The sequence below is a fragment of the Bacteroides sp. AF29-11 genome (assembly GCF_003602895.1).
Classification (GTDB): Bacteria; Bacteroidota; Bacteroidia; order Bacteroidales; family Bacteroidaceae; genus Bacteroides; species Bacteroides uniformis.
The window spans coordinates 590702-614455 of sequence record NZ_QTLY01000001.1; the positions used below are offsets into that span (position 1 = coordinate 590702).

16 protein-coding genes are annotated in these 23754 nt (G+C 42.5%); all 16 read right to left on the reverse strand.

The genetic code is table 11. The features are described 5' to 3' along the window. Positions 1-91: 91 nt before the first annotated feature. The 16 genes from DWZ03_RS02230 to DWZ03_RS02305 all read right to left on the reverse strand — a co-directional run bounded on the left by DWZ03_RS02230 (position 92) and on the right by DWZ03_RS02305 (position 23704). On the reverse strand, positions 92-1651 hold the full coding sequence (locus DWZ03_RS02230) for a DUF4434 domain-containing protein (protein WP_057281450.1): 1560 nt from the start codon (positions 1649-1651) through the stop codon (positions 92-94). A 30-nt stretch (positions 1652-1681) separates the two neighbouring features. Beyond that, positions 1682-2689: a GRP family sugar transporter gene (locus DWZ03_RS02235; protein WP_057281451.1), complete on the reverse strand. Its 1008-nt coding sequence runs from the start codon at positions 2687-2689 to the stop codon at positions 1682-1684. A 30-nt stretch (positions 2690-2719) separates the two neighbouring features. Then, positions 2720-3616, reverse strand: a complete 897-nt coding sequence (rbsK, locus tag DWZ03_RS02240; protein WP_035447294.1) for a ribokinase — start codon at positions 3614-3616, stop codon at positions 2720-2722. 33 nt (positions 3617-3649) lie between these two features. Beyond that, the gene (locus tag DWZ03_RS02245; RefSeq protein WP_035447296.1) at positions 3650-6427 is read right to left on the reverse strand and encodes a glycoside hydrolase family 2 protein; all 2778 of its coding nucleotides are present in this window, start codon (positions 6425-6427) and stop codon (positions 3650-3652) included. Between the two features lie 9 nt (positions 6428-6436). Next, the gene (locus DWZ03_RS02250) at positions 6437-7324 is read right to left on the reverse strand and encodes an ROK family protein (protein WP_227186983.1); all 888 of its coding nucleotides are present in this window, start codon (positions 7322-7324) and stop codon (positions 6437-6439) included. Next, the gene (locus tag DWZ03_RS02255) at positions 7324-8385 is read right to left on the reverse strand and encodes an SIS domain-containing protein (RefSeq protein WP_035447300.1); all 1062 of its coding nucleotides are present in this window, start codon (positions 8383-8385) and stop codon (positions 7324-7326) included. The genes DWZ03_RS02250 and DWZ03_RS02255 overlap by 1 nt, the downstream gene beginning before the upstream one ends. A gap of 74 nt (positions 8386-8459) precedes the next feature. After that, positions 8460-10070 carry a DUF4434 domain-containing protein gene (locus DWZ03_RS02260; protein ID WP_057281530.1) on the reverse strand — a complete coding sequence of 537 codons (1611 nt, stop codon included), beginning with the start codon at positions 10068-10070 and terminating at the stop codon, positions 8460-8462. 5 nt (positions 10071-10075) lie between these two features. Continuing rightward, positions 10076-11587: an ADP-ribosylglycohydrolase family protein gene (locus DWZ03_RS02265; RefSeq protein ID WP_057281453.1), complete on the reverse strand. Its 1512-nt coding sequence runs from the start codon at positions 11585-11587 to the stop codon at positions 10076-10078. Beyond that, positions 11584-12651, reverse strand: a complete 1068-nt coding sequence (locus DWZ03_RS02270; RefSeq protein WP_035447304.1) for a DUF4434 domain-containing protein — start codon at positions 12649-12651, stop codon at positions 11584-11586. Before DWZ03_RS02270 ends, DWZ03_RS02265 begins: the two co-directional genes overlap by 4 nt. A 21-nt stretch (positions 12652-12672) precedes the next feature. Beyond that, positions 12673-13776 (reverse strand): SGNH/GDSL hydrolase family protein, encoded by a 1104-nt coding sequence (locus DWZ03_RS02275; protein ID WP_064774936.1) that lies wholly within the window; start codon positions 13774-13776, stop codon positions 12673-12675. Between the two features lie 10 nt (positions 13777-13786). Then, the gene (locus DWZ03_RS02280) at positions 13787-14908 is read right to left on the reverse strand and encodes a DUF4434 domain-containing protein (RefSeq protein WP_310591724.1); all 1122 of its coding nucleotides are present in this window, start codon (positions 14906-14908) and stop codon (positions 13787-13789) included. A 290-nt stretch (positions 14909-15198) separates the two neighbouring features. After that, a complete protein-coding gene (locus DWZ03_RS02285) occupies positions 15199-16161 on the reverse strand; it encodes a metallophosphoesterase family protein (protein WP_035447308.1) in 963 nt (320 codons plus the stop codon). A gap of 139 nt (positions 16162-16300) precedes the next feature. Continuing rightward, a complete protein-coding gene (locus DWZ03_RS02290) occupies positions 16301-17716 on the reverse strand; it encodes a hypothetical protein (RefSeq protein WP_035447310.1) in 1416 nt (471 codons plus the stop codon). Between the two features lie 49 nt (positions 17717-17765). After that, positions 17766-19355, reverse strand: coding sequence for a RagB/SusD family nutrient uptake outer membrane protein (locus DWZ03_RS02295; RefSeq protein WP_057281456.1), 1590 nt, complete (start codon positions 19353-19355; stop codon positions 17766-17768). Positions 19356-19367: 12 nt separating this feature from the next. Then, positions 19368-22484, reverse strand: coding sequence for a SusC/RagA family TonB-linked outer membrane protein (locus DWZ03_RS02300; RefSeq protein ID WP_098032009.1), 3117 nt, complete (start codon positions 22482-22484; stop codon positions 19368-19370). A 38-nt stretch (positions 22485-22522) separates the two neighbouring features. Further along, complete coding sequence (locus tag DWZ03_RS02305; RefSeq protein WP_057281531.1) at positions 22523-23704, reverse strand: AGE family epimerase/isomerase; 1182 nt, start codon at positions 23702-23704, stop codon at positions 22523-22525. Positions 23705-23754 lie beyond the last annotated feature (50 nt).

A 23754-nucleotide genomic window follows, 5' to 3' on the forward strand; every position in this document is an offset into this window, starting at 1 on the left:
AAGGAATTGGTACAATTTCCCCGCGGCCTACACAAGCAAGAAACAGCCACACCGTTAATAAACACAAACTCACTCTCATCTCAACTGGTCTTTATTTTATCACCGGATTAACAAACAACTCATCCATATACACTTGTTGCGAAGCTTCGAAAGCCACCTTCATATAACGGATGCTTTCATCCAATTGATCAAATAACAAGTTTTCAATCCATGCATCATGCCGATTGTTCGGGAAATGGGGAGTATCCTTGATAGAAGCTAATCTATATTCTTTTCCATCCAACGAAGTGAACAGATAAACTTTCAGCGGCATACCTATTCCATCTAAATTATAGTCCAGCATACGAAGCATGACTTTCCGTAGTCTGGTCTTTTTCTGCAAATCTACCACAAGCTCATGATAACCTTTCTCGAATTTCACCCAACGGGCATCTTTACTGTCTTCCTCGGCAACCCTGCCATCAAGCAATGCCTTCAAATCCGCTTTTCCCAACACCATGTCAATGGTAGCCCCGTTAGCCAATCTCTCCATAAAGGCAGCTTCGGCCAATTGCCAGCAGCCAATCCGCCTTTTCCAGGCCATATAGTCATTGTATACTTTATGTGACCACACCGGTTGCCCCAACTGATAAGTTGACGTGGGGCTTTCTATGATTCCACAAACCATAAATGAGATAATCCTGTCAACCCCTGCCACAGAAGCAGCCACTTGTTGAGATAAAAGACGCGGATAAGCGGCAGGAATCAAGGCCGAAGAACGGTCGTTGGTTCCCTGTTCCCAAGTGAAAGTCTCACAATTGGCCCACATCTCAATATTCAGACGGTTGTGGATGTCTCTCAACCGTTTCCAAGTCTTCTTTAAGCGAGGCAACATGAATTTATCGCGTACACAGCCCACTTCGTCCTGATAGGCTATGATGTCGACTTTCAGCTTTGCCAATTGTTTCTCATACTCCGGATTATCAAAATCAGACAGTCCGATACCATAAGGAGAAATCAGTGTCTTCTTATCCGGAGTCAATGCTTTTGCCTTTTTGGTCAATGCATTAACCGATTGTACAGCATGTTCTGCAAAAATGGGGCAAAGACAATCCTCTACCGGCAAATACCAGCCATAAAAGGCTTTATGATTTTTATAAAAGACGGCCAGTTCCTCCATAATTTGCAATTGGCGTTGTTTGATAGCAGGATCCTGCAAATTATCATCCTGGTCTTTTGCCCATCCAGTACTCATAAAAACCTTCATGTCATATCGGGCAGCCTCATCAAGAATGGCTTCCACAGGACTCTGTTTATCTTTATCATACCACCAGGGCATTAATTGAGAGGGATAATAAGCCTTACCCTCATTGGCAACTTCCATGAATACCAGATATTCAATGCCCATAGCTGACAGTTCCCGCACTTTAGCTTTCCATAATTCCGGATCCGTATTATCAAAACTCTGCGGATTGGTATATCTATTACGTACATCCTTATATGCCAGATTTATCCAAGTACCAGTAATGGGCTTCACCCTCAAAACAGATTCCTTCACCTTCTGTTTTCTCTGTCGGCCAGGAACATCATTGCCAGCAAAAACTACTGCCGACGGCAGTACGGCTGATATCATCAGTACCCCCAATAGGATTGGCAGAAAAATCCTCTTCATAATATACACATTTTTTTAATTAATAAAAGATCAATTGCCACCGGACGTAATAATTAACGCCAAACCTAAAATAAAGAGAATAAACATCAAGGCAATCAATAGATTAGTAGATTTAGAAGCCCCTTTGAATTCCTTCCAAATAAACACCCCCCATAATGCGGCAACCATCGTAGCCCCTTGTCCCAACCCATAGGAAATGGCAGCACCGGCTGTTCCGGCAGCAATATAACTGCACGCTGTTCCCAACGCCCAAATGGCACCCCCCAAAATACCAACCAAATGAGTATTCATATTTCCTTTGAAGTATTGACTGTAAGCCACAGGCACCCCCGTAAAAGGTTTCCTCATTAACAAAGAGTTGAATAGAAAGTTACTGATAAAGATACCTATTGCAAACACAAACAAGGCAGAATACGGAGTCATCATACCAACAGCAGGCGATTCCAGATTTTCCAAATCCATAGCAGCGGCGACAAAACGATAGAAAAACGCCATCAGAATACCAGCGCAGACAGCGATCAGAACTCCTCTTTTTCGGACAGTCTGACCTGATACTTCAGAAACTTTACTGGAAGCAATCCCATTAAAAACAATGGCCAACACAATCAAGAAGACCCCCCCAAAAAGAGTGACAGGATCCCCCTTCGGTACACTAAAGTAATTGACAAATACGCCTAATACCAACGCCAACCCCACCCCTATCGGGAAAGCAACCGACATACCAGCCAACGACATGGAAGCCGACAACAATATATTCGAGGCATTGAATATGACGCCACCCAGAAAAGCGCTCCAAAAATTCTCCATACCAACTTGCTGCAAGTCCTGCATAAATCCGCGTCCCCCTTCTCCAATGCTGCCCAGTGTCAAGCCCCAAACCAAAGAAAAAAGAAGTATACCAATCACATAATCCCAATAGAACAATTCATAGCGCCATGTTTGGGCTGACAATTTTTGAGTATTTCCCCATGATCCCCAGCATAACATCGTGACCCAGCACAACGCTACCGCCAATCCGTAACTTTCAACTATAAACATAATCGTGATATTTAATATTGTTTTTAATGATTACAACTCTTCACGGTAAGGAATAGAAGACTGGGCTCCCATTCTGGTTACAGCTATGGATGAAGCTTTTGAAGCCATCACAGCAGCTTGTTTCAAGTCCATGCCCTCTGACAATCCTACGCACAAAGCCCCATTAAACGTATCTCCGGCAGCTGTAGTGTCAACAGGCTCCACTTTGAAAGCATCTATACGATAAGAAACGCCCTCTTCCCTTATAAGACATCCTTTCGAACCCAAAGTGATAATTACATTCTTTACCCCCATCGCGCAAATCTCTTCCGCCACTTTCTCAACATCGGCATCATTGGCAATCTTTATGCCCGTAAGCATCTCCGCCTCGATGCGGTTCGGAGTGACCATGTACAGATGCCGGAACAATTCTTTGGGAAGACTGCGGGCAGGAGCCGGATTCAGCACCACCTTCACTCCTTTCCCGAAAGCCTTTCTGGCAGCATACTCCACTGTTTGAAGCGGAATTTCCAATTGCATCAAGAGGATATCTCCCTCACACATTTCCTCCAACATTTTATCTACATCTTGTTCGTTCAACAACATGTTGGCACCGGATGCCACTACAATACTATTCTCCGCATGATCGTCCACGCTGATCAGAGCTACTCCGGAAGCAGAATCTTCATCGAGAGCAATATATCTTGTATCAATTCCTTCCTTTTTAAAATAACCGACAGATTGCCGACCTAATACATCATTCCCCAATTTTGCCATAAATATCAGATTGCCGCCCAATCTCTTTATTGCAACAGCCTGATTTGCTCCTTTTCCACCCTGGTTCATAAAGAATTCCCCTCCCAGAATCGTCTCACCGGGAGCAGGCAGATGAGAAGTTCTCACCACCATGTCCACATTGGAGCTGCCAATCACTATAATTTTTTTCATAACACTATATTATAAATAAATTCAATCTATTCATCATCGTGCCCGGAAGAACACAGGAGGTGTATCTCCGGCATCGGATACTGCCACACGAGCCGTTATTACCTTTTCATCTCCCGGAAAGAGCGTAATAAAATTGTCACTCCAGAATACTGGATTAATCTCCTTACCCCGGACGTCCAGCAAAGTCAGATGATTGAAATGGGACAAACGATCCGATTCGTTCTTCAAACAAATAGAAAAGACATATTCCCCTTCCTCTTTGGTAACTTCAACCTCCTCCTTCAATTCCGGTTTCTCCATAGAAGTGAACCAAAAGAAATCCATATGCTGGGAATAGAACCAATATAGGTTCTCGGACAGAAGTTTACCGTATTTATCATGCAGCTCCAGCTTCACAAAGTAATTATAAGAGTATTTTCCACACCGGGGCACCGTAACAATCTCCTGATAGCAATCGGGAGAAACAGTTATCCGCTGGGAGTCCTCCCAAGCCACTTCCATGTCATTGTTGATAACTTTAGCCGTCACTTTCACGTCTTGCAGTGTCTGATGGGAGGCATTAATCACAGAAACCCTGAAATCATTCGCATTCAACTGTACGTGCACCGGTTCCATAGCTTTTTTTGCAAAATAATAAGAAGCATTGGGAGCCAGATACCAGTCGTATATCTGCCAGCACACATCGGGCCAGCAAGAATTAATCTTCCAAATCATCACACCGGAAGTAATATCCCACATCCGGTGATTAGCCGCTTCAAACATAGCGCGATAACCATCGGCACTCAGAAACTGGGCATTGTCGGCATATTCTTTTGCCGTCTTCGGATCACCGAACATTGTGCGAATGGCATTGTCATAAGAGCGATAGCAATAATTACTTACATCCCAAGCACCATGTTCAGCCCAAATGCTATCCAATGGGAAAATAGGGCTGTTTACATTAGCCGTACTCTCCGCGGTAGGAATAAATTTCCGGAGGCTGTTGTACGTCGGCATGGAAGGCATCCCCAGTTCATTGCGGAACATCTGCAAATGGACCTCACGCACTTTATCAAAGAAGTAGGAAGAAGGCGCCCAATTATAGTCGGGCGCACCGTCATCCGTCGTACCTGTTGGCAGATCTTCTTTCAGATAAGGAGTCAAGGCGTCTACATCCCAATGAAAACTGGTAGTCGGAAGATAAACACGCGTAGTATCGATACTCCTCACTTTCTCCTTGGTCAGCTTGTACAAGCTTTCATTCATCAAGACCTCATTGGCTCCTATCCATGAAATAATAGAAGGGTGATTGCGATAGCGGAGCATCATATCTTCCACTCCTGCCACCGCCAGACCATGATCCAGAGGATTGTCAGCAGTTTCAGTTCCGGGAGTCATACGGAAACATTGATAGAAAACATGCCACCACATCAGGCCATATTTGTCAAAACTTTCAAACCAGGTTTCAGAAGGAGACGGCATATCTTCACTGCCAATCAGGTTGATGTTCGCCTCTGCCATCAAGCGGGCTTCATCATAGATACGTTTTTCAGATTCCTCCAACAAGATGTCCGGCTGTATCCAACCGCCCTTACAGAATATCCGCTTGCCATTCACATAATATACACGACCACATTCATCTCCCACCCGGTTCAGTCCACTTGCCACCTCACGGATTCCGAAATCAAACTCTTTGGTATCGGACACTTTTCCACCGATGCTAAAAGACAGTTTCATGTGATGCAAGTATTGCTCGCCATACCCATTCGGATACCACAAATACGGGTTTTCTATCAGCAAGGAAGGAAAGTCCTCAGGGGTCAGTTCCACTACTTTTCTCTCACCGGCACGCAGGGCTACTTTCTTCGTCAGCTTGATTGGCTTGAGGTATCCCTCCATATGCTTGGTATAAGTGGGAAATTTGACTTCGTTGAGTAATGTAATCCAAGCATTCACCTTTCCCTCGACAAGCTTTGCAGAAGTATTCCTCACTTCAAGTTTAATATTGACCTTTGCAAGCCCAGTGTCAACCTTCATAGGCATGGTAGTGGACTTTGGTAAAGTAGTGATAACAAAAGGATTTTCAATCAACACCTCGTCCGTGGCTTCCACTATCACTTTCTGGTAGATACCCATATTCCGGTCGCGAACCACGGGAGCACAATCCCAGCCACCGGATATCTTCAATGTCTCATCCTTAAAGATATCGTAGGAATGTCCGCGTACAGGACCGAATACTTTCAACTGGGTGCCGGGAGTCGGGACGCCCGGATGATCCACCTGATAAATTTTTATCGCAATGCAATTGTTGGCTCCGGCACGGGCATATCCGGTTATATCAAGTTTAAAGCGACGAAACATACCCACAATATCTTTTTTATCAGCAACCTGACGACCATTTACCCAGACATCTGCCCGGTAGTTGATGCCGTTCAAGGTCAGCCATACCTTCTTGCCTTTATATGATTTGGGAAGAACGACTTCCGTACGATACCAGTATGGATCTTGCCAAGGATTACGGCCACTTTTCAGGTAGTTGTATTTAGATAGATCCATCCGGGCATTAAATTCATCCGACACATCCGGAATCAGGTAATTATTCAGGCCGATTCTCGGATCAGGATATACGTTTTCCTTCACCAAAGCGTTCAACACGGTAGTGGGCACAGTGGCCTGATACCATCCGGCAGTGGGATAAGACAATTGCGAAACCTCAGCAGCTCCGGCGTTTAGCTCGGAAGAATTGATAATCTTCCAGTTCTCCAGTTCAAGAGATTGGGCATTGACAAACAACATGTTACATATCAACAGTATAAAAAAGAGTTTTCTCATAGTTTCTTGTTATTTTAATATTAATGCAGCCGCACCAATAAATCCGGCATTGTCTCCCAAGGCTGCAGGCAGCAAAGTAGTATGCCGGGCTGCTGAACGACAAATGAATTTACGAAATAGCCACTCTGCCTTGTCCCAGTATAAATCGGAAGATTTCAGAACAGATCCGCCTATGATGACAATTTCGGGATCGGTAATATTCACTGTCCATGACAAAGCATGAGCTAATGCCTGGGCAAAAGCATCCCATACCTGCAAAGCCATTTTATCACCGGACCGTGCCAGTTCGGCTATACGATAAGCCGGCAACTCCTCCTTTGTATATTCTTTATAAAGACGGGTGACGGCATTGCCGGATACATAATCTTCCAATATCCCTTCTTTATAAGGTGAAGTCCATACTTCTCCAGCACAACCGGAATGCCCACGCCATACTTTTCCTCCATTAATCCAAGCACATCCTATCCCCGTTCCTAAAGTGAAACCCAGGACTGAACCGGCATTCCGACCCGCTCCCCATAATGCCTCTGCATAAATCAGCGCATTGGCATCATTATCAAGGATCACCCGCAACGGAAATGCTTGTTCAACGGTGTCTTTCAACGGAAAATAGTTCAAAGTGGGAAGATTCTCAACATCCAGCAGTATACCTTTACCTATATCGAGAGGTCCGGTACACCCGATACCAATGCCCTGAATATCGTAATCCGCAGCATCAGCCAGAATATTTTTCAACAGAGAAAACAAATTGGCAATAATTACTTCGCCGGGTTCTTTCGGATTAGTTGCAATAGTACGGGGAGAAGCATAAACCAATCCCTCTCCGCCAACAATACCCGCACTGATCTTTGTGCCTCCGATATCGACTCCTATGGCTACCTTTCTTCGTCCCATCATTATTCTATTGAAGTCACTTTAGCACCATGTGTAAAACTGCCGGGCACTAGTTCCATTTCTTCCGCCCAAGCATTCACTATCAGCTGAACAGGAACAATGGACGGAATTGCAAACAAATCAGGGTCTCCGCAATGAACATTGATTTCCAGCAAATTCACACTTTCAATGCCGGAGGAGATATCCGACACCAGGATCACTTTACCATTAAAAGACAGAACATCAGCCATAAGCCTGATGCTCTGCCGATAAACACCGGACCGTGAATGCGCATAAATGATACAGATAAAGCCAGGGCCTACCATCTCTAGTGGGCCGTGGCGAAACTCACCGCCCAACAAAGCTGAAGCCGGAGTCTTGGTAGCCTCCATAAACATCAGGGCGGTTTGGGCAGCGCTTGCAAAAACCGTACCCCTGCCTATCACTTGAACAAACGGATGCCCACTTAAAAAAGCGACCGAACGGGATAAATAAATCCCCCCTTTCTCAAGCTGAAGACCGACTTCCCGAACGACACTATCTAAAAGAGCATTATCCACCCTGCGACCATCCAATGCTCCTGCAAGCAGATACACTACCAGATAGGTGGTGATAAATGTCTTCGTAGATGTCATTTCCTCCCTCCCAGCCTTACATAGCAGACTGAGAGTAGCCATCGCCGCTAAAGAACTTCCAGACTCATTTGTGACCCCAACCACTGTCAACCGTGAATGATGCCGTTCACCAAGTTGTTTAAGCAGTTCAATCACCTCATAGCTCTCGCCTGACTGTGAGATGGCAACCAATAAAGTGCGCTCTGTCAGAACTGAAGACTGAAAATGCAATAGCTCCCCGGCATTGATAGCAAAAGCGGGTATATTATAAGCGGTCATCATGGTCGCGGCAGCTTGCGATACAAAATAAGAACTTCCCATACCGGTAAGTACTATTTTGTCATAGTCACCGGTTGTCCACAGAGTACAGACAGCATCCAAACGCTCCTTTCCTTCTCTTGAATGATAATAGCCAAGAGTACGTTCCAACATTTCCGGTTGTTCTTGTATTTCTTTGATGAACTGATTCATAAAAAATATTTGTTTTTTATTGATTAAACACTACCAATTCCGCTAATGAGCTATTTTATTGCATCAGCAATAGGTCATTTTCCTTCAATATACCTCTTATAACCTTCATAAGTGTCCGTTCCCGGCTTAAAGGTAGCCCAACTGAAATTCGTAATATGATCGGTAAACATTCCGGCAACCCTTAATTGTTCTTCCAACTCTGACCAAGGCTTGGTACGCATTGTAATCTTCGGACACCAGCATTCCTTAAACGACTCGATGTCTACCCCGAAAATCACTCCGTTGGCATCGCAGGCTTTCTTTATTTCGGCAAACCAATTGGGCAGATCCACATCAAAGTCCACCAGACAACGTCCGCCTATGTCCTGAAGATAAAGAACATCAATATCGGGTGTTTGGGCAAATATCTTACCGAACCACTCCCCACAAAGATCGGCCGGCATGCCACGCCACAAGGCAGGAGCGATGCAGACTTCCTTGGGAGATTTCGACTTTATATAAGCCGCCACCGTCTGCAAATAGTTGGCCAGCATGGAGAGTGAAGGTTCTTGCTGCCACCCCACGGGATAGGAGCCATCGTGAAACTCTTCCGTTATATACCAACCATCCAGGCAGGGATGATTTCCCCAAAGGGCAAACAGTTCATCAAAGACCTGCTTGTTCCGCTCTACGAGGAAATCGTATTGCTCGGGGCTTGCAGTGTCTTTTTTGCTATAATCACCGGGATAAAGCCCTACGATAAGCTTCATTCCATTCTGCTTGGCAGCCTCGAACATCCGGTTCATGATATCATATTGTTTCGTGACCCAAGGAAGTTTTGTTGGAACATAAAAAGAAGTTTTTTCTTCTGCACGGTCATTGAACCCCTCGGCATACTGTATAATCCAGGTATCAATGCCCACCTCTTGGCTTGCTTTAAACTCCTTATCCCAATCGGTGTTTTCATATACCCCGTCCAATTGAATAAACACACTGGAAAACTTTGGAGCCCCTTTGAACTCGGGAGCATAAGAAGTCAACTGCTCCAGATTGTCAATGCAGAACGAACCGGTACACATTACACCCTCATCATTGGTTACTTCTATCCGATACCCCTCAAAGCGGTTCAGCATCAGTTTATTATCCCCCATATCATGTCCCTTGACAAAAGTAAAGGCTTCGTATGGCATCACCACCCGAGTCCACTCTTCTTGAGTCAACACCTCTTTGTCCACATATTCAAAGAATTGCCAGCGCCCTTTGTCGTGCAGTGTCCCCTGGGTGAACATGCCTGCATCTTGAATTATCATAAAACGGAATGTACCCTTGTTGTTCTTATTACCCTTCACCCAAATGGAAAGTCCCAGAGGATGAAAAGATAAATCACTGCGGTAGTCTCCACCACTTTGCTGGATATACACCGATTCCGCTTCGGAAGAATTGCCGGAAAAAGAGTATCTGATTTCAAAACTTCCTGCACCTTCTACACAGTCATCACTGACAAAACGGTCTATCGAACTTTTAGGCGAGGCAGGAGTTACCTTCATATCATACACCACACAATTCATCTCATCATAAGCGTTCAATGTCTTCACAGCACGAGCTTCTGTCAAGATATCCTCGCTTGTGGGGAGCTGCTTATTGCTGCAAGCTGCCATACATAGCAACAAAGAAGACAAGGTTGCCAGAATCATTCTTTTTTTCATGGCTGTCATTTCGTTGTATAGGTTATAATTTCGGTAATCCATATCTTTCCGCCGGACACGGGATTTTTCCATTTAAAAGTCACTGCGTGCTTACCCACCGGACAGTCGTAGCAGAAGAACAACTCGCACTTCCGGTGATTGAGTTCCTGAGGCAAAGCAGTGGTCTCATGCAATTTCCCATCTATATACACCTCCATTTCGGCCGTATAGTCTGTCGGAAGAGCACCTGCGACGTACCCCTTCACCACCAGACCTGTGCCTACGAAAGTGAATGGATTCACCTCATCTATCGATTTTTCAACAGTAAGTTTGCCACTAACTTTCAGGTCCTCAAAGGCCACTTCCAACGCAACAGGACGAATATCCTCCCGCTTGATTTCAAAAGCATTCCCTATTTTCGCATTTCCATGCTTCCGGAGCATATCACAAGCATGTTTATAAGTCATTTCGTAAGCCTTGTTCAGACTTATGTCTGTATGAGAAAAAGGCCGGTCTTCCACCTCATACAAAGTCCCTTTCCAGTATTCGGGAATGTTGCTGTAACCTATCATGGTTCCCAATATACCTGCTGCCGATGCCGGGTTGCAGTCAGAATCCTGCCCAGCACGGGTAGAGATATCAATGGTTTTTGTAAAATCACCCTCTCCATAGAGCAATCCTAAAAGGATGTAGGCCCCGTTGATTTTCGTACCGATATTAAAAGAATTGTGGATGCCTTCGGGACAACTGATTTCTTCGCTCCACTTGTTCTGCAGTTCAAACCAAGTACGCTTCCAGTCATTGGGATATTTCTTGTGCCAACGAATGACATCGGACATGCACTTGTGAAAATCGCTTTCCTCCGGTATGATTTTAAGGGCTTCTTCCACAATATACTCCATATCATCACTGACATAGGCCAAAGAATACATGGCTGCAACATACACCCCCCCGTACCAACCTTCGCCATAAGACATGATGTGACCTACCTTATCGCAAATTTCAGCCGCTTGATTGGGCATCCCAGGCGACATAATTCCGGCAAAATCAGCCTCAATCTGAAAATCGATACAATGGGCATGAGGGTTGTTCTTCCAATGCCCGCTCTGAGGAGCTTTCATTCCTTGCAGCAGGTTATAGCGCGCTACCTGATTGGCATGCCACAAGGGATATTCCGTTCGCTTAAAGGCAACGGCAAACGAATCCACCGGAGCATCCAAACCGCATCTTTCAAAGACTTCGACAAATGTCAAATCTACATAGACATCATCATAAAGTCCCGGAAAGCTATCGTACCATTTTTTCACCATGTGTTCATTCCAAGGAATGGGAATATAATCCTGAATAATAGTTCCCAGGAATTTGAATTCGGTGGGACCACCATAACTGCACCCTAACGTTTGCCCGGCCCAAGCACCTTTCACCTTATCCTTCAGCACTTGCTCTGACAAAATTCTCTTTTCGTTCTTTTTAAAAGCAGCTTTTACTTCAAAGGTACCAAACAGAACCAATAAAGTCAAGAGAAACACTTTTTTCATTCACACTTCTTTTGATAATGATTATACCATTCTGTATATTGCTCATATAATTTTATAGAATCCGGATGCCCTGCCACAATATCTGTATCAGGTTTGTTCATAATGCCCAAATATTGATAGCAGAGCACCTTATCCACATAAGGGGACACAGCTTCCAGCTGCCTGATAATGCGTTTGCCAAAATCAGCAGGAAGCAAATTACCACCGGTTCCATCCTCAAAATAAAACAATTCGACATCTGCCCACAAACGAGCCCTGCAAGCTTTTTCATGCGCCTTATACAATATTTCATAGAACTTGGCCGAGTCTTCCAATGAAGTATGGTTCACTCCCACCCCGTCCTGATAGGCTATGATATCAATATTCATCTTCTCCAACTGACGAACAAAATGATCATCAAAACGGGCTTCCTTGATAAAATAAGGGGCTATCAGGTTCACACAATTGGGCGTCAGGCGTTGGGCAAATGCCGCAGTCTCATTGACATAGTTCACACAAGCATCCACAAAATAAGGTTGCAGCATGGCTTCATTCGGGAAATACCACCCATAAAAACACGCATGATGACTGTACCTCTCAGCTATCTCTTCCATCGCCTGGAAACGAACTGTCTGTACTCCTTTGTCCAACATCATGTTGTAAGCATCTAAATCGCCCCAAAAATCATTGCTGACAAAAAATTTGATACCACATTCATCTGCCGCAGAAAGGACAGCTTCCAGCGGGTCATCACACCCCATTGGAATCCGAGGAGCAATTTTAGAAGGATAGAAGGGTTTGCCGGCACGAGCCACTCCCATCAAAACCAAATACTCCATACCGACCTCACGGATTTCAAACACCTTCCTGCGCCATTGGTCGGCAGTAAAATGGGCCAATGCTTCATTCCAATACCCGCCTTCGGCTGCCGAATGTTGAAATTCAAACCAAGAGCCCGAAATAGGCTTGGTCTTCTTGTCCGAACACAATGTGGTGGCGGCAGCAGGAACTGCATGCATAGCTTCGGGTATGGTCACAGCCACACTTCCCAAGCCTAAATATCTTATAAAATCACGTCTTCTCATCTCTTGTTCTTTTTTTCTGTTTTACTCAATAATTTTATCAGCCAATTCCCACCCCATGAGGGTCGAGATATAAGGAATTATCCACATAGCCATTTTCCTATGTCCACTGTATCCGGGATGCCAGGCTGCACCCAAATCTGTTGTCCTGTTATAAAGTCCTTCATCCAGCCTCAGCAGAAAGAGTTTCGGATCATTCAATTCAGACACTATTGTTTCATAATAACTGAACACCGGAGCCTGCATAGCAACCGGATAAAGGCAGAGAATAGGAATATTCCCATAATGCTCGCGCAACTGTGCTATTATCTGCATATAAGCTTTTACAAACTCTCTCTTGTAAGGATGCGGTTCTGTAGAAAAATCGTTCGAGCCTAAATTTATAACCACCAAATCCGGTCGATAGCCCGTGAAATTCCATTTAACAGTAAGGTCTTCATCAAGAGTATTTAGCATTCGGTCTTTCATCGTTACTTTCGACACCCTCACCGAATCACCGTAGTTACGGGCTACTCCTCTGCCCGAATGGGCAACCAACGTATAATCGGCATCATAATAGCGGGCTACCATGGCTGCAAAGGCATGATTACAGTTTTCCGTTTCCACCCCAAAAGGCTCATCACGGTGCCTACCATCCACCCCATACCCACAAGTAAGCGAGTTGCCGATAAACTCAATATGACGGGTACGCACAGTAGGACTTGCCTGCAACTGTCCCGAAGCAGAGAGCACAAATCGGTGGATGGTTGTCTTTCCAAACTCTCCCTCAGAACGTTTTTGCATCCTCAAGCTATGAAGACGCTTATCTATCCCCGACACCACATTAATTAGAGTATCTGTCCCGCACACCTTTACAACCCGGTGCAGTTCATCATCCACAAACACATTGTAGTAGCTTGTTCCGGTTTCAGAGACTATCAAAGAGAGTCTTCCGCCCGTAAAACGAGTCTCCCAATAGGTGCCCACCCAATCGAAAGATACCGACCCGTCCGAGGAAACCAGCGTTCTGCCAACATATCTCACGGCCGGATCATTCCCTTTGAAAACCTTGCCACAACTCTTAGCAGAAAGCTCCGACAGGCAACACATCTCTATTAGGATAAACAGGTATAGATAACAGCGCTTCATCACTTTCTTTTTATTTACGTGTTTTATTCCTATATTTCAGTTCTTTCAAATATCTCATATACCCATTGAACAAGTTGATTGTACGCGCTTCGCCCACACGGATAGACATCTCCGGATCGTTGAAAACACCGGGGAACTGATAGCAAAGGATCTTCTCGAAATTGTCAAACAGATTCAAATCATGAATAATCTGCTCTATAGGACGGGGATACAAAGAATTGTCCGGATTGAATAGAAAAGCCTCAAGATCGAACCACAAGTGCGCATTCGCCTCATCGCAAACCTTCTGCAACAAATCGGCAGCCTCTTTGCCGCTTATATCGGTTGCCGGCATACGTGCAAAGCCGAATGGACAAAGAATATCCAGATATTTCAATAATTCCGGATAAGTATCCATCCCAACAGGGACATCAAAACTATTAGTGGCAAGCATTATGGGTTTCTCAGGAGCTAAAGCACTACAAAACTCCTTAAATTCCTTGAAGAAATGTACTATTTCAACTTTTCTTTCCTTACTGCGTTGTGGATCTGGTTCCCAGTTATTTAGGCCCCCACCACTTTCTTCGGATACATAGAAAGCATAAAAAGACTCATGATGCCCATACATATCCCACAGTTCTTTGGCAACCCGTTTGTGCCATTCCAAGGACTCGGGGGTAAAGTCGAACCAAGCGAACATACCAACCCCCATCAATACTTGCATTCCTTGCTTATCCGCTTCCGAGAGAATGGCTTCGATAGGATCTTCAGCTGCAATGTCCATACGGCCGGGATATAATTTAGAAGGATAGAAAGCCTTCCCCGGATAATCCTCAACGGTAGTAGAACTTCCGATATAAGCTTGATGGCGAAATACTTCCTGAATTACCACCATATCCATCTCAATCTTGTGCATGGAACGAATCATCTCTCTCCAATGGTCATCGGTCATCTTTTTGATATCTTGATTCCAGTGCTTACCTTCCTCTTCACTCCAATGATAGATTCCGGTCCAAGCACCTGAAATCTGCTGAATGGAACGAATGTCCGATTGAATTACTTCTATTTCTTTTGTCTTACGATATACTCTTTTGCCATCAGACACCTTCAAAATCACCTTATGCTTGCCCACTTTATCTTTCATGGGAATCATAATCTTCACAACATCCGATTTACTTGATGATATTTTCAAAGTTGTATCACACAATAAAGCAGATTTTTTCTCTTTATCCCAAAAAAGGGAAACTTGATAAGTTTGCAGAGAATTACCCCTATTCACAATTCCTCCACGTATATCCAAATTTATCTTATTTGAAATTTTGCCGGGAGGTATCAATGTTAAACCCACTTTCTCATTAGAGTACATATTCACAGTACAAAACAGAGAAAAAAGAAACAATAATAAATATTTCATAATTACCTTTTTTGAAAGTATAATTTCTATTAATAGAAGCTGTTGGGAAAAGTGACAAAAGATTCCATCTCATTATTAGCTACGCGAATATAAGTATCAAACCTACGTTCACCTTCATGCAAAACAATGACACGAGCTCCATTAGAAGACAAATCATTATAAACAGTTTTTCCACCTGTATAACGACCATAAGCCAACAACACTTCTTTATATGCTACTGCATAATCATTATCATGATCATGTCCAACGAAGATACCCATCACATCACCACACTCCTTAACTGAAGTGAAAAAGCCAGAATTGGTAGTTGGACAACATACCATTTCTCCCTTACAACCAAACAAACGGTTTTTATCTTCCAGTAATGCATCTTTATATTCTGGGAGAGCAATATGGAAAAAAGCCAATGCAGGCAGAGGTATACCTCCGTTGTTTTCTGCAAACTTCTTACTGTGCTCACGATACCAAGCTATCTGATTAAATTTAATCCAATCATAACCCGGAACTGACTTAATTTGAGTATAAGAATGAGAATCAATGCAATACAGTAATGCCGCATCTTTATTCTTATCTTTTGAAGATTTCACAGTCAGCACATAATCCGGAACCACCTCACTTATACGGGTAGGCATTAGACTGCCTTTCTTCTTCGCAATATAGTCATAGAGTTCCGGACGGGTATGATCGTATTCGTCGTCATGATTACCAAATACGACAGCAAAAGGAATATTACGTTTGATACAAACGTCCAACACTATATCCAACCCTTTAAAAGATTCGTTAGAAACCACAACATCTCCCGTGAATATTACAAATTCGGGCTTCTCTATATCCAAGACCTCATTCATACGATCCAGTGCTACCTGAGAATTGACCTGATCATCATATTTATAATGGACATCCGTAAACTGTACTATTTTAAATGTTCTATTCTGATTGAATTTCAATGTCTCTTTTTGTCCCCATACTGTAAAAATATTCAATAAAGCCATAAGGGAAAAAAGTACTTTCTTACATGTCATAATCTAAGTCCGATAAACTAATTAATAAAAACCCAAAAAACAAAAATAGGCGGGATTATCACTCTTAAGACGAATTCCCGCCTATCAATCACCAGCTACATGTTACTTCTTATTGGCGATACCAAGTCATCTTATACATGCGTATTGTTGTTTGGGATGTATCACCACCAATCACACAAGTTGCAATATAAATATCATATCCAGTATCTGTAGGCACAATGGCAGTAGTCAAATCACCCCAAGAGTTATAACTTGTAGCATAAGGAGACCATTCACCCCTGAATAAACAGAACTTATCATAACCTGCATCATCAGGTCCCAATTCCATCTTAGACGGGTCGGTAATATCATAAACACTCAATGTAGAAACGCCACCAGACCAAGTGTCCGCTTGCTGGTCGTTCAACGCTAAATAAGTCTCGTTTTCAATATTGAACACATTAAATCCTAAGATGCGATACTCGTGATTGTCTTGATTCAAAGACGTAATTTCATAAGCCGGAGTAAACATACTAAATTTAGCTTTATAAGCAGCGTCATCGCCGGTAGCGCCAGAATAGCGATTATAAGCAATATAATGCTTAGAATCATCTTCAAGAGTTGCACGTTGTATCATTGGAGCGCTGGTCCAATCGCCACCAGCAGGGCCATAACGAAGTACATTCGGTTTTGCATCAGGAGTTACCAATTGACCATCCTCCAATTTCCAATAATAAATTTCCATATTATGAGGACACATACCATAAATATAAGCTACTCCTTTAGTTACATCCCCCTTCACACTCATGTTATAACCCAAATCATCGGGACATCCTGCATCAGCTGTCCAATTCAATAGATTAATATGTTCTTGAGTCTCCTCTGAATAGTAATAGACCATAAATCCTGCACCATAAACATTTTCACGGTTTGTAATCAAATGACCGGCATCATCTGTACGAGCTCTCATCATAAAGGTACTTGCTGCAGGGATTTCCTTCACAAACTCACCGCTATTTCTATCATACAATTTAATAGGAGCATTGTACTCTTGAATAGCCAAGTAGTTCTGATAGAAAGCCAAACCGGTAGTATTAGATGACATATTCAGTAAAGCGGCATTTTTCTCCCATAATTTAGCATATTTAGTCTTCGGAGGAGTAGGCACTACACGAATCGTGTTATGATGCTTATTTCCCAATGCATCCACTACCGTTATAGGATAAGGATTTGTAAAATCCATCTCACCACCAACCGCAGGAGTAACATAACAATTGTGTTCTACATTCACCATGCAGATAAGACGTGTTAGATCCAACGGGGTTTCATCTGTCGTAGGTACCTTAACAATAATCTCTTCATTTTCTTCATAAGGTCCAGTCTTGGTGGCTGCAAATTTCGATGGATTTCCCGGAATCTGTATGGTAACACTCATCAGTCCGTTCACTTGAGCAGTACGGCCTGTTTCATAATCAGGAGACTCACACGATGCCAATGTAGCCCAACACAAACAAGCGATTACTGATAATTTACTTAATATTTTCATGGTTAATTTTTATTTTCAAGTTAATACATTCAGCAAATAAATTGATTTTTTACTTCCATTCATCAAACTGTTGAACTGCTTCATTCTGTTCTATTTCACCAAGGGGTATAGGGAATCTGGCATAACGTTCTTCCCAAACACGGGTCTTGCCGCCATCAATATCTACAACTTCGTATGTAAATTCATTATCACCGACCTTAATCGGCTTCACTCCATGCATACTTGTACCGTTCAGTACAGTAGATGCCAACCCCCAACGGCGAAGATCCCAAAAACGATGGCCTTCAAAAGCCAGTTCAATCTTTCTCTCATGGCGAAGTAATTTCATGAATTCTGTTTGGGTAGCAGCCGTTAAATCCTTAGTAAAACCAGCTCTTCTCCTGACCTGATTTAAAGCATCTAAAGCCTCCGGCAACTTATCCTGCATCGCCATGGCCTCTGCATAAATTAACAGCACTTCAGCATAACGCATATAATAATAAGTCAAATCTCCCTGACCAGTAAAACTCGTGCCTTTGGGTTGAATGGCTTCTTTCATCAACTTACGCATGTAGTAGCCTGTACTGGTAGTACCTCCTCCCAAGCCAAAACCATCCTTACTACCCTCATAAGTATATAAAGTTTCCCCTTTCCATTGACAACCGTTATACAAGATTGTTGCATAAAAACGCGGCTCACGCCCTTCATAAGGATTAGCAGCCATCTCAGGATTATCCCAATCAAATTCACTACCATCAGCCATTTGATAAGAAGAAACCAAATCTTCTGTAGGAGAAATCTCAGCATAACCACCATCACTTGGCGGACAATAGAAATAATCAAAAGAATAAGTGAACTTATCCTTCAGATATCCGAATTCTATGACACTTTCTTTATTTTCAACCGGCACCAAACGCGAATTGGTAAACAGTTTACCGTAATCTTCATATAGCTCATAATCTTGGTTCATTACCTGAGCTGCTGCATCAGAAGCTTCTTTCCAACGTTCAGCATATAACATAGCACGAGCCAACATACCATAAGCAGCACCACTGCTCAAGCATCCCAATTCCACTTTATCTTTTGTAGGCAAATGTTCGGCGGCAAACTTCAAATCCTCATAAATAAAATCCCAACCTTCTTGAGAAGAACAAAGCGGATGATTTTTCTCACCTAACACAGGAAGTTGTCTATAGATTATATATTGCCCACCATAGCATTTAGCTAAATTAAAACAAGTTACACCACGGAAAAAGCGGACTTGTGCTTCAGCAAGTGTAGCAATCGAGTCTGAAAAATTAGTTCGATTCTTTTCTAGATTTTCCAAAAAACGAGTCAAAGACAATTGTGAGGAGTGGCTCCCCCCCCAAGTATCAAACATATTACTAGTAGTTGTTATAGGCATCGAACCAAAAACGAATTGATTATAATCAGATACAGGATTATTCTGCTTCAACATATCAGTACAAGCTTCACCTCCAAGTCCATAATAACCACCCACCAATGAATAATAACCATTGATATAAGTAATCAAGTTAGATTCATTCGACCAAATAATATCAGAAGGATATGAAGATGTTAATGTTGGATCAATATCACAACTACCCAATATGAAACAAGTAGAAGTGAATACCGTTAATATTTTCTTTATAGATTTCATCTGATTAAATTTTTAGAAAGTAATGTTTAAACCAAATTCATAAGTACGCTGCTGAGGATAATATCCTTGATTTACTCCAGGCATTTCCGGATCCATATAATCCAGTCCACAAATAGTCAGCAAATTACCACCACTCACATAAGCACGAATAGTTCTAAATCCAGCCTTTTCCGTCAATTTCTTAGGAAGTGTATAACCTAACTGAACTGATTTCAAACGTAAATATGTACCATCTTTTACCCACCAAGAAGAGAATTTTCCACCATTATCGCGAGCCTCAATCCCTAAACGAGGAAATTTTGCATTGGGATTATCAGGACGCCAAGAGCCTTCCACCAAATAATAAGGGGTATTTCCATCAGCATAAAACGGACGGGTATAGAACGTATCGTCACGAATTCCACTATCATAAATACCGCATAAATTCACATCGAACATAGCAGCTCCCTGCCAGAACATACTGAAATCAAATCCCTTCCATTCAGCTCCTAAATTTAATCCAAATACCATTTCCGGAATACTACTACGACCAATGGGTACCATATCTTGATCCCAAGTAATCTTTCCATCACCGTTAATGTCTTTCAATTTAATATCACCTGGTTTTGTATTTGTAGACCCTTCAAACAAAGCGCTGTGAGCTATTTCTTCTTCCGATTGAAATAATCCTTCTGCAACGAATCCCAAATAGCGTCCCATACTTTGCCCTGTAGCACGTTTATAAATCGGCACATTAGCATCTTCTGTAACTTTCAAGATTTTGTTACGAGCCCATGACAAGTTGCCTCGTACATGATAATTAAAATCTCGAATTTTATTATGGTGCGTCAATACCAATTCAAAACCACGATTGTCATGTGAACCATAGTTAATATATCCCGGGAAGTAACTGCCTAAAGAAGGTGGAAATTTCCCAGACTGACCTTCCAGAGAACGAGTGGTCTTCATGTAGAATACATCCAATTCAAGCCCCAATAGGCCATTCCACATATTAGACTCAACACCAATATTATAGGTATCAGTCAATTGCCATTTCAAATCCGGACAAATAGGCCCACTCATACCTATATCTTTCAAAGCATTAGTACCAAATACGACTACGGGGTCAGCAGATAAGGTTGCTGTAGAAAAATAAGTCATAGTGCTCTCAATAGCACGATCACTACCTAAACGTCCTATAGAAGCACGAATCTTTAAATTATCCATAAAAGGAACGGCTTCTTTAAAGAAATCTTCTTGAGAAATTCGCCAACCGACAGAAACGGCAGGGAAAAAGCCCCAACGGTTATGAGCCGGAAGTGCAGTAGAAGCATCCACACGTCCTGTAAACTCAAGCAGATACTTTTCATCATAAGCATAATTAAAACGCATAACATAGCCTGCACGTTTGTCATTACTATGACTGCCCTTGACTAAATTTTCGCTGACTTTCAAACCGTAACTCATATCCATTATATCTGTAATCGGAAAATCCTCCCGTCCAGCAGATATTCCTTCATAATCTTCTCTGGCATATTCATACAAGAACAAACCTGAGACATCGTGCTTACCAAATTTATTAGCATATTCAATGGTAGGTCTTATCGTATAACGCTGCTGGGAACCGTACCAGTGTGAGACAGATGCCATTGAACAGATACGCCCTTTTTCAACATTACCCTGATGTGTCGTTTGATTCCAAGAATAAACATTATACGGTGTCATTGCAGCTTTCCTCATTGAATGACTCTTCAAAAAAGCAGCATCCAATTTTGCTGAAAGCCCCTTGATAGGCAACTTATAACATAAAGAAATATCACCTTGAAACTTAGTAGTCTTACTTGATTGATATCCAGACAAGTCTCTGGCACCTAAAGGGTTATTATTTCCATTACCTGCTGTATTTTGACTTGCTATAGGCATACCGTCTTTGGTATAAGGCCTCAAATAAGGATAAGACAACATCGCTTGTTGGAATACTCCCGCATAAGCATTCGGACCAACAGAAGCACCCGGTGAACGCTGGTCATCTACAAACCCAGATAAATTCAAAGAAAAATCAATATTATTAGTTACCTTAGCATCCAAGTTTGAACGGAAATTATACTTATCATAAGATGTGTTTTCGACAATACCTTCCTGATTATAAGCTCCCAAAGAAGCAAAGAACTTGATACGCTCATTACCACCAGAAACAGAAACCGTATTCGTATATGTAGGAGCTACATTTTTAAAAAGCAAATCAAACCAGTCTGTATTACCATAGATCTCTTCATCCTCTCCAGGATTATTTATACGTTCAATATCTTCGGGAGAAAAACGTAAATTCTCCTCAGCTACACCATCCATCAACTGAGCTTTATTATACCAATAGGCATAATCCGGACCATTCAAAAATTTCGGAAAATTAGTATTCTGGCTCAACGTAACGGAAGAATTCAACGTTACAGTCGGTTTTTGTACAGTACCACGTTTTGTCGTTACCAAAATTACACCGGCAGCAGCACGTACGCCATACACGGCAGCAGCTGTGGCATCCTTCAAAATAGTAACTGATTCTACTTCATCTGGAGAAAAAGAGGGAAAATAATCTTGTATCACACCATCCACTACTACCAAAGCGTTACCGTCACCAGCACCTGTACCACGAATATAAAGATTTGAACCATCCTGCCCAGGCTGTCCACTGCTTTGTTTAGCAATCAACCCCGGAATACGTCCAGCTAACATATTAGAAAGTGTCCCGCTTGGAGCCTTCTTCAACTCTTTGTTACCCACTTGAGCAATAGAACCTGTTACACTGATTTTTTTCTGTGTGCCATAGCCTACTACCACCACTTCATCCAACAATTCGGAATCCTCTTTCAAAACCACTTTCAAAAGCTTTCTATCTTTCAGAGCAATCTTTTGAGTAGTATATCCTACATAAGAAAAGGTTAATGACACTTTAGTATTGGGCACAGTAATCGTAAAATGACCATCCACATCTGTCACTGCACCAGTCTTGCGATTCTCTGTAAAAACAGATACACCTATCAACGGATTATCCATCTCGTCGAACACACTACCCTCTACCTTCACTTGGGCACTTGCACCTAAACTTACCAAAGTGAACAACAAGAACAGCCAACAAAAATACTTGTTTTTCATTTTAACTAGAATTTAAAATCGAACAATTGAATTAGTTTTTAATATTGTTTATCCAGAACAATCTCTTCCAAGGTCTTCCAGCATTGATAGAGCCCTCTGGGAACATGGAAACAACCTTTCCACTTGCCACCCTTCAAAGGCAACAGAACTTCACCTCTACGATTCAAATAGCCAAACCATTCCGGATATTCTTGATCCTTGAAATGCGTCCATACATAACCATGTACTTTTTCAAACCACTCCAAACATTTTTCGTCTCCGGTCAACCGATAGCCTTTAAGCAATGAAATCAGCGTCTCTATATGCACCCACCAGAGTTTCTGATCCCACTCCAATTGCTGGGGAGGGAATCCCTTGCGATCCATAAAATAATAGATACCGCCAAATTCATTATCCCAACCATATTCCAACATCTTCAAAGCCGTGTTCTTAGCCTTCATTATCAATTCCGGGCGTTTCAACCGCTTACCTAAATCCATGATAAACCACATGGCTTCAATAGCATGCCCCGGAGTAACCTGACGTCCTTCAAAACAGTCTACCAAACTATTGTCACCATTTAGGTTCTCAACAATAAGTCCTCCAAGTTCCGGACGCAAGAACACCTCCATCACCTCGTGGATGCACGTATCCATTGTTTCCACCAAAAAATCCTCGTCAAGCAAATGCTCAATTTCTAATGCCAAGTTACATAGAATCATAGGCAAAGCAAAGCCTTTAAGATCTCTTGTTCCCGGATGAAGCTTATTCCATTTTCCTTTCGGATTATCAACTTTCGACAAAACAATGTCAAAAGTCTTTTTAGCTATATCTGCATACTCTTGATTTCCGGTGGCCAAACTCAGTTGCCCGAATGCCATCGTTGCAAAAGTGTATGAAAAGATATTATAAGGCTCTACCAACGGATGTCCTGCACGGTCCAATGAAAAATACCAGTTGTAATTCCCATCGTGCCCGTATTTCTTCAAGAACTCACCACCCTGAATGGCACAATCAAGCCACTCCTGACGCTTCTCCACCCTATTGTAAAGCATGGAGAACATCCATACTTCCCGGCCTTGCAGCCAGATAAATTTATCCGTGTCGAAAACATTCCCCTCCCGATCCAGACAAGTAAAATAGCCACCGTATTCGGTGTCTTGGGAATGATTCAACCAAAAAGGAAGAACATTATTCATAAGTTCGTCCTTATACTGATTCGCCAATTTCTTAAAATCCATCATCTTCATTCTTTTTTAAATAGGGCTGGGAACGTTTTTTATCCGGCATG